The organism is Pseudoalteromonas sp. L21, from assembly GCF_021728035.1.
Taxonomy (GTDB): Bacteria; Pseudomonadota; Gammaproteobacteria; order Enterobacterales; family Alteromonadaceae; genus Pseudoalteromonas; species Pseudoalteromonas arabiensis.
This window is the reverse complement of sequence record NZ_JAKKCV010000001.1, coordinates 411,225-425,734: the sequence shown is the minus strand read 5'-3', so window position 1 is coordinate 425,734 and position 14,510 is coordinate 411,225. Positions and strand designations below refer to the sequence as shown.

12 protein-coding genes are annotated in these 14,510 nt (G+C 41.8%); 4 read left to right on the top strand and 8 right to left on the bottom strand.

Going from position 1 to position 14,510, the window contains the following annotated elements; genetic code table 11:
- The first annotated feature begins 15 nt into the window (after positions 1–15).
- Positions 16–1,206, top strand: coding sequence for an amino acid aminotransferase (locus L3V41_RS01965; RefSeq protein WP_237127095.1), 1,191 nt, complete (start codon positions 16–18; stop codon positions 1,204–1,206).
- 75 nt (positions 1,207–1,281) lie between these two features.
- On the opposite strand, the gene L3V41_RS01960 is transcribed toward L3V41_RS01965, so the two are convergent.
- From L3V41_RS01960 to L3V41_RS01925, 8 genes are all read right to left on the bottom strand, one after another.
- On the bottom strand, positions 1,282–2,031 hold the full coding sequence (locus L3V41_RS01960; protein ID WP_237127094.1) for a DUF3379 family protein: 750 nt from the start codon (positions 2,029–2,031) through the stop codon (positions 1,282–1,284).
- Positions 2,031–2,546 carry a sigma-70 family RNA polymerase sigma factor gene (locus L3V41_RS01955; RefSeq protein ID WP_062569773.1) on the bottom strand — a complete coding sequence of 172 codons (516 nt, stop codon included), beginning with the start codon at positions 2,544–2,546 and terminating at the stop codon, positions 2,031–2,033. The genes L3V41_RS01960 and L3V41_RS01955 overlap by 1 nt, the downstream gene beginning before the upstream one ends.
- Before the next feature lie 103 nt (positions 2,547–2,649).
- Positions 2,650–4,293 (bottom strand): BatD family protein, encoded by a 1,644-nt coding sequence (locus tag L3V41_RS01950; RefSeq protein WP_237114299.1) that lies wholly within the window; start codon positions 4,291–4,293, stop codon positions 2,650–2,652.
- Positions 4,287–6,161, bottom strand: a complete 1,875-nt coding sequence (locus L3V41_RS01945) for a VWA domain-containing protein (protein ID WP_237127093.1) — start codon at positions 6,159–6,161, stop codon at positions 4,287–4,289. The genes L3V41_RS01950 and L3V41_RS01945 overlap by 7 nt, the downstream gene beginning before the upstream one ends.
- Position 6,162: 1 nt before the next feature.
- Positions 6,163–7,149, bottom strand: a complete 987-nt coding sequence (locus L3V41_RS01940) for a VWA domain-containing protein (protein WP_193987605.1) — start codon at positions 7,147–7,149, stop codon at positions 6,163–6,165.
- On the bottom strand, positions 7,142–7,582 hold the full coding sequence (locus L3V41_RS01935; protein WP_237114297.1) for a DUF4381 domain-containing protein: 441 nt from the start codon (positions 7,580–7,582) through the stop codon (positions 7,142–7,144). Before L3V41_RS01935 ends, L3V41_RS01940 begins: the two co-directional genes overlap by 8 nt.
- Before the next feature lie 2 nt (positions 7,583–7,584).
- Positions 7,585–8,529 carry a DUF58 domain-containing protein gene (locus L3V41_RS01930; RefSeq protein WP_062569778.1) on the bottom strand — a complete coding sequence of 315 codons (945 nt, stop codon included), beginning with the start codon at positions 8,527–8,529 and terminating at the stop codon, positions 7,585–7,587.
- 3 nt (positions 8,530–8,532) lie between these two features.
- The gene (locus L3V41_RS01925; RefSeq protein ID WP_062569779.1) at positions 8,533–9,489 is read right to left on the bottom strand and encodes a MoxR family ATPase; all 957 of its coding nucleotides are present in this window, start codon (positions 9,487–9,489) and stop codon (positions 8,533–8,535) included.
- Between the two features lie 348 nt (positions 9,490–9,837).
- On the opposite strand from L3V41_RS01925, the gene fadI reads away from it, so the two are divergent.
- From fadI to lepB, 3 genes are all read left to right on the top strand, one after another.
- Positions 9,838–11,148 (top strand): acetyl-CoA C-acyltransferase FadI, encoded by a 1,311-nt coding sequence (gene fadI / locus L3V41_RS01920; protein ID WP_062569780.1) that lies wholly within the window; start codon positions 9,838–9,840, stop codon positions 11,146–11,148.
- On the top strand, positions 11,148–13,373 hold the full coding sequence (gene fadJ / locus L3V41_RS01915) for a fatty acid oxidation complex subunit alpha FadJ (RefSeq protein ID WP_237127092.1): 2,226 nt from the start codon (positions 11,148–11,150) through the stop codon (positions 13,371–13,373). The genes fadI and fadJ overlap by 1 nt, the downstream gene beginning before the upstream one ends.
- A gap of 169 nt (positions 13,374–13,542) precedes the next feature.
- Positions 13,543–14,472: a signal peptidase I gene (gene lepB, locus L3V41_RS01910; RefSeq protein ID WP_237127091.1), complete on the top strand. Its 930-nt coding sequence runs from the start codon at positions 13,543–13,545 to the stop codon at positions 14,470–14,472.
- Positions 14,473–14,510 lie beyond the last annotated feature (38 nt).

Below are 14,510 nucleotides of genomic sequence, written 5' to 3'. Positions count from 1 at the left end.
TAAAAGAGATAGTCAATGTTCTCAGAATTAAAACCATTACCAACAGATCCTATTCTTGGCCTAATGGCGGCCTTTAAACAAGATACAAACCCAAAGAAAATTGATTTGGGTGTAGGTGTTTATAAGGATGAGCAAGGCAATACGCCAGTTCTTAAAGCGGTTAAAAAAGCGGAAGCGTTTCGTTTAGAAAACGAAACCAGTAAATCGTACATTGGCTTGGCGGGTAACTTAGATTACTGCCAAAAAATGGAAAACTTATTACTGGGTGAGCATCCTGCGTTATTAGCAAACCGTGTTCGCACAGCACAAGCACCAGGTGGTACAGGTGCACTTCGTGTTGCAGCCGAATTTATTAAGCGTTGCAACAAAGATGCAACTGTATGGGTTACAACACCAACGTGGGCAAACCACATCAGCTTATTTGAAGCGGCTGGTTTAACAGTAAAAGAATACCCTTACTACGATTACGAAAATAAAGATCTTTTATTTGATGACATGCTAAGCGCGCTTAAGCAAGTGCCTAAAGGTGATGTTGTGTTGTTCCACGCATGTTGTCATAACCCGAGTGGTATGGATTTAAATGCTGAGCAATGGAGCACAGTGGCAGATCTTGCAGTTGAAGTTGGTTTTACACCACTGGTTGATATTGCATACCAAGGTTTTGGTTCAAGCTTAGAAGAAGACGCTGCGGGTCTTCGTAAATTAGCAGCAGCGGTTGATGAGCTGATCATTTGTTCTTCTTGTTCGAAAAACTTTGGTTTATACCGTGAGCGTATCGGCGCATGTTCAATCATTGCTAAAGACGCCGCAACTGCAGATATCTCTAACTCTGTATTGTTAAGTGTTGTACGTAGTATCTATTCAATGCCGCCAGCACACGGCGCTGATATAGTTAGCACTATTTTAGGTAGCGCTGAGCTTACGCAAATGTGGCATGACGAGCTTGATGAAATGCGTAGTCGTATTAATGGCTTACGTACTCTAATCAAAGAAAGCTTAGCAGCGAAAGGCATTGAGCAAGACTTCTCATTTATTGACCGTCAAAATGGTATGTTCTCATTCCTAGGTATTAATAAAGAGCAAATCGAGCGCTTACAAAAAGACTACTCTATCTACATTGTTGGCTCTAGTCGTGTAAACGTTGCTGGTATCAGCGATGCAAACATTGACTACTTTGCAAATGCAGTAGCAGACGTTTGTAAGTAACCAGCTGTATAGTAATAAAAAAACCGCATCATTTTGATATGATGCGGTTTTTTTGTATCTGCTATTTTAACTCACCTAATGAAGCCAGCGTATAGCACTGGTCACCATATTATTGTAACGCTCTAATGGTGCACCTATGCTAGCGATTAAAATTGTATCGGCTTTTTCTCCACGACTTATGTGGCCTGCAAAACGCTCATCGCTAAAGTCATCAGAACCAGAGCCAAAAGGCTGCTCCTCTGAAGGTACAATAAATACGGTCATTGGGCCAAAGTCAGACTCAAATACCAAGTGCAATCCTTTTTGACCTTTAAAATCACAAAACATCAAGTACGTGACTTTGCCTGGAAGCTCATCTAAGTGGCCGCCAATGGTGGCAAATTTTTCATTAACGTACTCTAAGTCAATTGCTTTATGTTTATCTAAAGATCCAATTTCATAGTATAAGTGTGCTAAAGCATGCTCTCCAACACTATATAATGAATGCTGTTTTGTAGTAACAAAAAACACGCTTATAGCAACTAAGAATGATGCTGCAGCCGCTAAATAAAAGCGATTAAATGCAAAGCGTGATTTAGCTTCAACAACATTATCATTTTGTTGCTGTTCAACATGCTCTTCAGATACATAGGTCTGTTCAATAATGCGCGCAGCTAAATCGTCTGGCACAGGTACATTTAAAGCAGCGTTTAGTTCGTCGTCAAATGCACGAACATCGTCAATAAATGCTTGTTTATCATCGTCCTGCTCGGCAAACGCTTCAAGTTCCTTATCAATAGTGCTTGGCTCGGCGAGGATGCGGCGGCGAAACTCGAGTTCATCCATTATTTTGATGCTCCTCTAAGTTGGTCATCATCACTGCTTAAAGCCTCTTTAAGCTGGTTTCTGGCACGAAATAATCGTGTCATAACGGTATTTTTGTTTAAATCGAGAATCTTAGCGATTTCATCACCAGAACAGCCCATTACTACTTGCAAAAGCAGAGGCTCTCGATATTCGTCTGCTAACTTTCCAATTTGTCGTTGAATCACTGTTTGTTCCATTTCAGCATCAAGGGATGTGCTTTTATCATCCACTAAGGTATCGTTTTCAACGTCAGCGTAATCAAATTGCTTTCTTTCAAAACGTCGCGCATTTTCGCGACGTAATATCGTTAGTAGCCAAGGTTTAGCAGCCTGTTGATCTTGGAGTGAATCCAAGGCACGCCAAGCCCTCAGGAAGGTTTCCTGCACTAAATCTTCAGCAATAGTTTGATCACGGCATAACCAATATGCAAAGCGATAAAGCTCACTGTGGTAGATATGAACGAGCTCTTCATATCGCTTTTGTTTTTCCGTCATAGTTATCTAGACCCGCCCTTAAGGAAAAAACTTTCTGGATTTATTATTTTTTTCAATGCGGCTAATCGCTGCTAGCCGCATGATGTGTATTGTTTAGTTATTATTAATCGTAAAGTTTTTTTAGCCCCTGATCTTTATCAAATGATTGAGCGCTTTTTGTTTGGGCTAAACCATTAATGATGATTGCTAAATCAGGCTGCTCATCACTTGAACTATAGAGTTTTGCACGCAATTTAGCAATTTCTTCGTTTAGTTTAGAGCTTGATCTTGTGCCCATGAGCGTATCAATCGCGTTATGTGTTTGCCCTGTTTCATGTTTGGCGTAACGTGAAAGGGCTAAATAAAATGCTGAATAGTCTTTCGTCTTTGCATATTTCTTTAGCTCAGATAAAGAAACCGAAGACACTTCACTGTTAACTTCATTTTTATTGGAATAGTCGCTAACAGGTCGTTTTCTTAAGAAGAACACGAGTGTTGCAATCCATAAAAGGTATCCGCCTGCCGCAACAATTATAAGCCAAATAGGCTGAGTTACTTCAGTAATAGTACGAACAGCGGGAATTTCACCTGTTAGCTCTTGGCTGGTGTTTGCTGTTGCATTATTGGTATTAGGTGTAAGTGCATTAGTGCTAGGTATCACTGTGATAGTACGTGCAGGGATCGTTGCGTAACTTATTCGATTAATTTTTGTATTAAACCATGGCAGCTTGACTTCTGGTAATGTAAACGTACCTGGTGTCTGGGGTAGCAGCGCATACGAGGCTGTTTGTTGAGAGATAACACGTCCATCTCTAACTAAATGATTTGTCTCTTTTTCATCAGGATAGCTTCTAAAACCTTGTACTTGCGGCATCTCAATATCTGGCAATTGCTCTTTGGTTACACCGAGCGCTGTTAAAGTGATTGTACGTGTGATTGGTGTGCCCACTTCAACAGTATCGTCTTTTGGTTGCCACTGCTCATCTAAGTTTACTAGTTCACTTGGTAACCATGCACCTTGGTAATTTTCTGGAATAGGTTTAATGTCAAGCTCAAGGTCTTCACCCATTGCCGATATTTCCATCTGACGATAGTTCTGCCTAATACGGCCATTAAATACTGGCGCAGTAATTGTGTGTTGACCACTTTTTTGTGGTTGTAGTAAATATTCTCGGGTAATAACGAGATAACGCTTACCATCGATTAATTCATAGCTTTCTGACTGTTTACCAATAGCATTGAGTTGAGCATCATCCATTTGAGGAGTACTTAGGTTTCCATCAAGTAGCTCTTTATTGTTATCTAAGTAAAGTTTAACGGTATATACACCGGCCTCTTGGACATACAAGCTATCTGATTTTACACTCGTTTTTATAAATGCATCTTTATTTTGCTCAGCGTTTTGACTGCGCTTAGACACTTCTAACTCAATTGGTTTTGAACTTACGCCTGCAACTGTAAAGGCGGGGATAGTGTAAGTACCTTCTTTACGCGTCATTAGTTTTACAGACCAATTAGTTTGTTTACTGATCTCACCATTTACGATATTGGTTCGAGAGCTTACGCTGGTGGGGCCTACAACAAAGTCTTTTAATAGTACAGAGGTATCAGGCTGCTCGCTTTTGACACTATCATCTACGGAGATCGTTAAAATAAAAAACTCGCCAGCAAGTACTGGGTTTTTATCAACACTTGCCTGCAGTTGGCTGGCGGCCCATAGCGGCGCTGCCGCGATTAACAATAAACAACATAATAATCGCATTACCATGATTTTTCGGCTCCTCGTGGACGACGTTGATAGGTTCGTTTTTGTGCTTCTAGCTGCATTTTATTTCTTAATAAGATTGCAGGATCATCGGGGACTTTGCGCAACAGCTGATTCAGTTGTTGTGCTTTCTCTTTTTCTTCATTGGTTAGTTCGGCTGCTTGTGCTTGCATCGCTTGCTGCTCAGCTTGCTGCTTGGCTTGTTCATCACTTTGCATAGGCTCAGGTTGAGCCTCTTTTTGCTCATTAGATTGCTCAGGCTTTTGTTCATCAGATTGTGATGATTGCTCTGATTCAGACTCCATTTCTGGCTGATTTTGCTGATCTTTATTAGACTCGCTCTGTTCACCCTTTTGATCTGACTGCTCACCTTGCTCTGATGGCTGTTGGTCATCTTGTTGCTCAGTTTGTTCAGAGTTTTCGCCTTGCTCTGAATTATCGCCTTGTTGCTTTTGCTGGTTGTCTTGTTGACTATCTTCGTTTTGTTGATCGTTATTTTGCTGCTGATCTTCTTGTTGCTGTTGCTGTTGCTGATTCAACAACTTTTCAACCAGAGCTTGGTTTTCTTTTGCTTCAGTGAAGTTATCTCTAAGCTGTTGTGCTTGCTCGTAAGCATTTATAGCTTGTTCAAGCTCACCCGCTTTTGCAAGGGCATTGCCGTAGTTATATAAGCCCGTAGCAGATTTATCTTCACTAAACGCATCCATTGCAGCTTGGTAATTACCTTGTTGGTAAAGTGCAGCACCTTTTAGTTGAGAGTTCTCAGCTTGGGCGGCTTGTTCAAATTGCTTTTGCTGATAAGCATCGAGTGCGCGTTGATCTTGGTTCTTGAACACTGCTGGTAGCTCAGCGGCATACACCTGTTGCTGCGGTAATAGCATAACGAACATAAAGCCAAGCACTAGGCTGCTACGACGAATTAAAAAGAGTGCCAGTGGCATTAAGATCAGGAGTCCATAAATACCCGCATCTACACGCCAGAGTGTTTGACTTTGTTTTTCATCTTTAAGTATTTCAGCATTTGCACTGGGTGCAAAGGTTTGAATATCTTGATTGTTGGTCTGATAAAGTGCAAATTTGCCACCACTATTACGTGCAAGCGCGCTTAAACGACTGATATTCAGCGTTGGAATCACAATCTGCCCCTGCATATCTTTCAAAAAGCCACCTTCAGGTAACTTAATAGGTGCACCTTGTTCAGTGCCAACCCCGTAAACATTTAAGCGATAATGTGACTGATCCGTAAAACGACTAATATCTTCTTGATCTAGGCTATCAATACCGTCGGTGACTAGAATGATATCACCTTCTAAGTAACCCGCCTGACTGAGCAACTCGTTCGCTTTTTCAAGTCCTTCGATTACATTAGAGCCTTTACTAGGCATGATTTCAGGGCTGAGGCTTGGAATGAGATTCGCTAATGTGCTGGCATCGTTTGTTAATGGTGAAATGGTAAAGGCCGAACCTGCATAGGCGACTAATGCTGTATCACCTTCTTTAAATAGCTCAATCATATCAAGGGCTTTAAAACGTGCTTGTACTAAACGACTTGGCGCAATATCTGTACTGAACATGGAATACGACATATCCATAACAATAACGCGGGCGTTTTTTGCTTGAAACACAGGGACTTGTTTCTTCTCAAAGCTTGGTCCTGCACTAAACACGATAGCGAGAATCGTAAATAGAGCAACTAACCAAAGTGGCTGACTTTGTTTTTTATGATTGTCGCTCATAACAAATTGCGCTAAATGTGGGGCAATTAACGCTGCCGGTGTGTTCTTTTTATTACGCACCAATAACACACTAAAAATAATGACCGCAGGTATTAATAACCAAAGTAGGGCAGGGCGAATAAATTCGAAATCCATATTACTTCTCCTGCTTAAGTTGGCGAGTAAAGCTAATGAATACAGCAAGAACAATTAAACCAAGTGCTGCCAATAGCGGAATATAAAACAATGAAATTTGAGGGCGAAAAGTCTGCTCATCACTACTAACAGGTTCGAGCTTATCGAGTTCTTGATAAATCTGCTGCAAACCAGCCACATCTTTTGCTCTAAAGTATAAGCCACCGGTTTGTTCAGCGATGCGTTTTAGCAAGCTTTCATCAAGGTTGCCACCACTCATACCGCCCATATTAAATAGACTAAAACCACGTGGGTTATCTGAGCCTACACCAATGGTATATACTTTTATGCCTTCCTCGCGAGCTAACAGTAGTGCATCTTCAGGATTGAGGTTACCTGCAGTGTTTTGTCCATCAGTTAAAAGCACGACGATTCGATTGCTTTCATCTTTGTTAGCAAAACGCTTTACAGATAAACCTAAGGCATCACCGATGGCTGTTGCGCGGCCTACAAGGCCAATTTGTGCTTCACCAAGCATTTGGCTTACGGTTTTAACATCACGCGTAAGCGGTGTTTGTAAAAATGCGGTATCACCAAATAAAATCAGACCAAGGCGATCGCCTTGACGTTGTTCAATAAAGTCACCTAATACGGCTTTAACCATGGTTAGTCTGTCGACATATTGGCCTTGATAAGCCATATCTTGCTCAGTCATTGAGCCTGATAAGTCCACTGCCAGCATAATGTCACGGCCTTCATTGGGTAAAGTAATTGGTTCATCAAGCCATGTTGGGTTTGCAACCGCAATCACCAATGCTACCCATACCGCCCATTCAAGCAATGACACTTTGCGACTATGTTGTTGCACGGCTTGGTTGTTAAGCCCAAGCTTAGCAAAGCTTGGAATACGTAGACGTAACTGACCTTGCTGTTTTGAAGGCATGAAGCGACTGACTAACCAAGGCAAAGGTAAAAGCACAAAGAACCAAGGCCAACTAAACTCAAACATTGATAGGCTCCTTGAGTTTAAAATTGTGAATGGCGTTGCGTAATTTAGCCGCAAGCTCTGCATTATTATTTTGCTGTTGGTAAAGTGGCATGAGCTCATCGTAGCTAAAAGTGTCACCACAAAGCTTAGATAAACTCTCTGACCATTGTGCCAAAGGCTGCGAAGCAAGCTGACTATTATAGTAATGACGTGTTAAGCGCTTAAGAATAATATGCAACGCTTGTGCATCATCTTTAGCCACATTTTGACTCATTTTAATCGCTTGCTTTTTGGCTTTCTTGAATTGCAGGTTTTTATATAGCAGCACTAAACCAACTACTAGTAGTGCAACTAAAAATACAATAATTAGCCACCAAATAGGAGCCAGTGGCCACCATGCGACCTCTGAAGGTGCAATGACATCATGTAAGCCATCGAGCGGATTTGTTTGCATTATTACTTTCTCACTAATTGCAGCTCAAGCGGGGTGGCTGCACTGAATGAAATTAAACTAAGTCCAGATTTTTGTAAGCGTTTTAGCCTAACAGCGAATGACTCTTGTGCTGACTTAGCAAAACGTTCCCGAAATTGCTTATCCATTAACGGCAGAGCAAGATCTTGCCCATTAGCAGATACAGTCACTGTTTGCTTAAATGCAGGAAGTTGATGTTCGAATGGGTCGCTAACGTGGCAACCAATTAACTCGCAGTGACGGCTTAGTATTTCAAGTTGTTTAAAGCTAGCTTCGTCTAGTGCGCTAAAATCTGAAACGATATAAACTAAGCTACCGGGTTTAGCTAAATGGTTAAGACGCTTGAGGTTCTCACTAAATAAACTGGTCGTGCTTTTATCAACATTAGCTAACGCCTGACTATGAATGTCACATAAGTTATGGCAAAGCTTTAATACAGCTTTTTCCCGCGATGTAGGTTTTAGTTCATGATGACTGTGTTGGTTAAACACCAAACCACCAATTCGGTCACCACGCTGACAAGCTGACCATGCAACCAAGGCGCTGATATGTGCTGCTTGCACTGACTTTAACAATAACTTTGAGCCAAACAACATGGAGTTTGAAAAGTCGGTGAACACAAAAACGGGGCGCTCTTTCTCTTCTTGAAACAGTTTTGTGTGAGTTTCGCCTGTGCGAGCGGTGACTCGCCAATCGATTGAGCGAATGTCATCACCAGTTTGGTAATGGCGTACCTCAGCAAACTCCATGCCTCGCCCTTTATGCGGCGCAAGGTATTGCCCAGCTAAGCTGTTTTTGATTTTTACTTTAGGTGCTAGTTCAAGTAAGCGCGCTTTGGCTTTGTAATACATCAACTCTTTGAGTGATAAATTAACACCTTGGCTATGGCTTTCATGCAACCAAGTAGCTATATCTAATTGACCTGACATAACTTATGGTACTGCAACCAGTTCTAAAATACGCGTGATCACATCATCCTTGCTGATGCCGTCTGCTTGGGCTTCATAGCTTAAAATAATACGATGGCGTAATACATTATGCAGTACCGCTTGAATATCGTCAGGGGCAACAAAGTCACGACCTTCAAGCCAAGCATGAGCTCTAGCACATTTGTCAAGGGCAATGGTTGCACGCGGGCTGGCACCGTATTCAATCCAGCGACCAAGCTGCTCATCCAGTTCTGAAGCTTCGCGGGTCGCAATGATTAGCTGCACTAAATATTTTTCAAGTGGCTCAGCAAGGTACAAACCCAAAATTGACTTTCGTGCCGCGAAAAGATCACTTTGACTAATTTGCTGTGTTTCAGCTTGTTTATCAGATATTGCTTCACCACGGGTCAGGCGAAGAATATCAAGCTCGTGTTCTGCCCCTGGGTAATCAATACTTAGATGCAATAAGAAGCGGTCAAGCTGTGCTTCAGGAAGGGGGTAGGTCCCTTCTTGTTCTAGCGGATTTTGGGTTGCCATAACCATAAATAGCTCAGACAGTGGATAAGTGTTTTTACCAACCGTTACTTGGCGCTCAGCCATAGCCTCTAATAAAGCAGATTGTACTTTTGCAGGGGCACGGTTAATTTCGTCAGCCAAAATTAGGTTATGAAATAACGGGCCTTTTTCAAATACAAATTCACTGGTTTGCTGACGGTAAATGTCGGTGCCAGTGACATCCGCAGGGAGTAAGTCAGGAGTAAATTGTACTCGTTGGAAGCTACCTTCTACGCCTTTTGCTAACGCATTCACTGCACGTGTCTTTGCAAGACCAGGAGGACCTTCAACAAGTAAATGGCCATCTGCCAAAATAGCGATTAACAGTGCTTGAGTTAATTGAGGTTGGCCGATAATTTGCGTGTCTAAGTATGATTTTAATTGTGAAAATGCGTTAACTGCCATAATAAAAAGACTGTCCTAAATAGCGTGAGTCAAAATTGTTTTTGTTATGCGCCGATATAAGCCTATTCAGTGCTGATAAATTAGCTAAGCGTTATTATGAACTAGGCGCTTTTTACAAGTTATAAGGATTCAAAGCTTACAACACAAGTGTTAGACATAAAATCCTAAAATAGTTCGTTATTTTTTAAGGATTTTTAGCCTACCATATAAATACACGTTATTTTTGTAAATAAGCTAAAAAAAGCCTATGGTTGGTAACTAATTTCGTTTCTCTATTGGCATTCGTATTCGGGTTGTTTTAGAATCAGGAAAAACAAACAGGTCAGACCTGTCAGCGGGAGAGCATAAATGTCTGAGCAAAATATACTTAAAACAGCAAAGGGCGATCGTATCGCCATCGTTAGCGGCTTACGAACGCCGTTTGCAAAACAAGCGACTGCATTCCACCATGTGCCAGCACTTGATATGGGTAAACTGGTTGTAAACGAGATGCTTGAGCGTCTTAATTTTGATAAGTCTGAAATCGATCAGCTTGTATTTGGTCAAGTAGTGCAAATGCCAGAAGCGCCTAATATTGCTCGTGAGATTGTGTTAGGCACAGGTATGCCTGTTTCAGTAGATGCATACTCTGTATCACGTGCGTGTGCGACAAGCTTCCAAGCAATTGCTAATGTTGCTGAGTCAATTATGGCAGGTTCAGTGCAAGTGGGTATCGCCGGTGGCGCTGATTCATCATCTGTATTACCAATCGGTGTGAGCAAAAAATTAGCCGGCAGCTTGGTTGATTTAAACAAAGCGCGAACACTTGGCCAGCGTTTGAAGATTTTCTCAAAACTGCGCCTAAAAGATTTACTCCCTGTACCACCTGCAGTAGCTGAGTACTCTACTGGCTTATCTATGGGTCAAACGGCAGAGCAAATGGCGAAAACGCATAGTATTAGCCGTGAAGATCAAGATGCCTTAGCTCATCGTTCTCACACTCTTGCAAGCCAAGCATGGGCTGATGGTAAACTTAAAGATGAAGTAATGACTGCCCATGTTGCACCCTACAAGAGCTTTATTGAGCAAGACAATAACATTCGTCATAACTCAACGGTTGAAGGCTACGCGAAATTAAAACCAGTATTCGACCGTCAGCATGGTTCAGTTACTGCAGCTAACGCAACACCATTAACAGATGGTGCCGCTGCGGTATTAATGATGAGCGAGAGTAAAGCCAAAGCACTGGGTTACAACATTCTAGGTTATGTACGTAGCTTTGCGTTTTCTGCAATCGGTGTTCATGAAGACATGCTAATGGGTCCGGCGCACTCAACGCCAATCGCTTTAGATAGAGCAGGTATTACATTAGCTGATTTAGATTTAATTGAAATGCACGAAGCATTTGCAGCGCAAACACTTGCCAATATGAAGATGTTTGCGTCAGATAAATTTGCACAAGAAAAGCTAGGTCGTAGTAAAGCGATCGGCGAAATTAACATGGACAAGTTCAATGTCTTAGGTGGCTCACTAGCATACGGCCACCCATTTGCCGCAACAGGTGCGCGCCTGATCACGCAAAGCTTGAATGAACTTAATCGTCGCGGTGGCGGCCTAGCACTAACGACTGCGTGTGCAGCGGGTGGCTTAGGTGCAGCCTTTGTATTGGAGAGTGCGTAATGACAGATTCAGTATTTAGTTTATCAGTGGCTGATGACGGCGTAGCCGTTGTAACTATTGATGTGCCGGGTGAGAAAATGAACACCCTGCGTAGCAGTTTTGCAGAAGATTTAAAAACCTTACTTAAAGACGCACAAGCACAAGCGGTCAAAGGCATGGTGTTTATTAGCGGTAAAAGCGATAACTTTATCGCCGGTGCTGATATTAAAATGCTTGATAGCGCAACTAGCCGTGAAGACGCATTAGCGCTGAGCGAAATGTGCCAAGAAGCGTTTTTTGATATGAAAAAACTGCCTTTTCCAACAGTGAGTGCCATTCATGGTGCAGCATTGGGTGGCGGCTTAGAGTTTGCTCTAGCCTGTGATTACCGTGTTTGTTCTGACAGTGATATCACTAAGCTTGGCTTACCTGAAGTACAGTTAGGCTTATTACCAGGTGGTGGCGGTACTCAACGTTTACCTAAATTAGTCGGCCTGCAAAAAGCACTTGAATGGATGCTTACAGGTAAACAAGTGCGTGCTAAGCAAGCGAAGAAAACAGGCTTAGTAAACGACTGTGTGCCGTACAGTGTATTACTTGACGTTGCTAAAGAATTTGCATTAAAAGGTAAGGCTAAGGCTACTAAACCAAAACTTGACCGTTTAAGCCAATTACTTGAGTCGAACCCATTTGGCCGCAATATTATTTTCAAAAAAGCACAAGAAAATGTGCTGAAGAAAACCGGTGGCCATTACCCAGCGCCTTTGGCCATTATTAAAGCAGTTCGTGCAAGTGTTGAGCTTGATCAGTTAAAAGCATATAAAACTGAAGCTGAAGGCTTTGCCACGCTAGTTATGAGCGATGAGTCAAAAGCATTGCGCGGTATTTTCTTTGCAACCACTGAAATGAAAAAAGAATGGCGCAACGATGATGCACCAGCAATTGCTAAAGCGGCAGTATTAGGCGGTGGCTTGATGGGCGCGGGTATCGCTCATGTCAGTGCTGTGAAAGCGGGTGTTCCGGTGCGCATCAAAGATGTAGCTGAAAAGGGCATCAGCAATGCGATGAATTACAGCTATAAAATTTTAGATAAAAAGCAAAAGCGCCGTATTTTATCTAAAGCTGAGCTGCAACAAACCATGAACCGTATTACCGGCACCACCGATTACAGTGGTTTTAAACACATTGATATCGTGATAGAGGCAGTGTTTGAAGACTTAGCTCTTAAGCAAGGCATGGTCGCTGATGTTGAACGTGAATGCCAAGACAACACGATTTTTGCAAGTAATACCTCGTCATTACCGATTGCACAAATCGCTGCGGATGCAGCGCGCCCAGAAAATGTAATTGGTCTGCATTACTTCTCACCTGTTGAGAAAATGCCACTTGTTGAGATTATTCCACATGCCGGTACGTCTGAAGAAACCATAGCCCGTGTTGTTAACTTTGCCCGTAAACAAGGCAAAACGCCGATTGTGGTTAAAGATATGGCTGGTTTCTATGTAAACCGTATCTTAGCGCCTTATGTCAATGAAGCGGCTAATTTACTGCTTGCAGGTGAGCCAATTGAAAAGATTGACCAAGCCTTAGTTGAGTTTGGTTTTCCTGTTGGCCCATTAGCATTACTTGATGAAGTAGGGATTGATATTGGCTCTAAAATTGCTCCCATCCTTGAAAAAGAATTGGGCGAGCGTTTTAAAGCCCCCGATGCCTTTAACCGCTTAATCGATTCTAAGCGTTTAGGCCGTAAAACAGGTCGTGGCTTTTATCTTTATGACAAAAAAGATAAAAAAGTGGATGAGTCAGTATACGAGTTACTGGGAGTTACGCCATCACCTCGCTTAAACAAGAGCGAAATTGCTAAACGCTGTGTGGCACAAATGCTGAACGAAGCGGTACGTTGTTTAGATGATGGCATTATTGCAAGTCCTCGTGACGGTGATATTGGTGCTATTTTTGGTATAGGTTTCCCTCCTTTCTTAGGCGGTCCATTTAGTTATATGGATAAACTTGGCGCAGCACAGGTTACTTCTGAAATGGCCACATTCGCTAATTACAACCCAATTTTTACTCCTTGCGATACATTAAAAGCAATGGCTGAAAAGGGTGGTCGTTTTTACCAAGCAGAAAGTGAAGAGTCGGCAGTTGCCGAAGCTGCACAAGTCGATCCGGTTGAAGTAACCAAGGAAGTGGTTGAAGACGAGCAAGCTTCAGTAGAAGTGGATACAGAAACGACGAAAAGCTAATGCTTTAAATTAATTAGTTAATTTAAAAGCCCTGCTCATTTTGAGCGGGGCTTTTTGCTTTAAAGGAGTATTGCTTTAAAGAAATATAAAAATTTTATGGCATCACTGTGATTTTATATTTAATATAAACAAATAAATTCAATGACTTAATTTAAACAAGGATGTCAGAGTGTCTACTTCATGGAAGCCTAAAGGTTTTATCGCTATTCTTCTTGGCGTGTTATTTCAGCCATTTGTATTTTTGTACGTTAACAAATTCAGGTTGTTTTTTACTTACCTTGCTTTAACGGCCTTATGCTACTTGTTTGACATTAAAATCCAAGCGAGTGCGGGAGAGGCCGATTGGTATCAAGGCATTTATCTAACAAGTGTGTTTATAATTATATGTCCACTCCATGCTTTTTGGATAACGAAGCACTATAACGCAGATAAGAATCGGCCTTGGTTCGCAAGTTGGTGGGCTGTAACTTTAATTTATCTTACCGTCTCTGCTGCTCTTATTTTAATGAGAATTTTTTCATTTGAGCCTTTCACTTTACCTGCTTCATCTATGGCACCTCAGTTAGATAAAGGGAGCCAAGTTTTGGTTAGTAAAATAGGTTTTGGTAATTATCGGTACTTAGGCTATCAAATTTCAAGATCGCCCATGTCAGCTAAAGTGAGTCGAGGTGATGTTGTTGCTTTTCAGTATCCGAAAAACCCTGATTATACTTGGCTGAAACGCGTAATAGGGGTAGCTGGCGATAGAATTGTTTATCGAAATAAAACCGTTTACGTGAAAAAAGCATGTGATGAGAGAGCCGATATTTGCACTGACTTCATCCCTTTAGAGCAATCACTTGTTTCTCAAACTGAAGGTGGACTTAAAGTTCTGCAAGAGGTAAATGATGGTAAACGTTATCAAATTTTACTAAATGAGAATCACCCTGAACAGATAAGTCATTATTTCAACCAAGCTGGCAGCGAAAAGGCGGAATGGATCATCCCTGAAGATCATTACTTTGTTATGGGTGATTCTAGAGATAATAGCTCAGATAGCCGCTTTTGGGGCTTCGTTCCTAAAGATAACGTGATAGGAAAAGTGATTTATACTTGGTAGCTGTAAAGCAGCTTACGCTGCAGTATTGGCCATAAGTG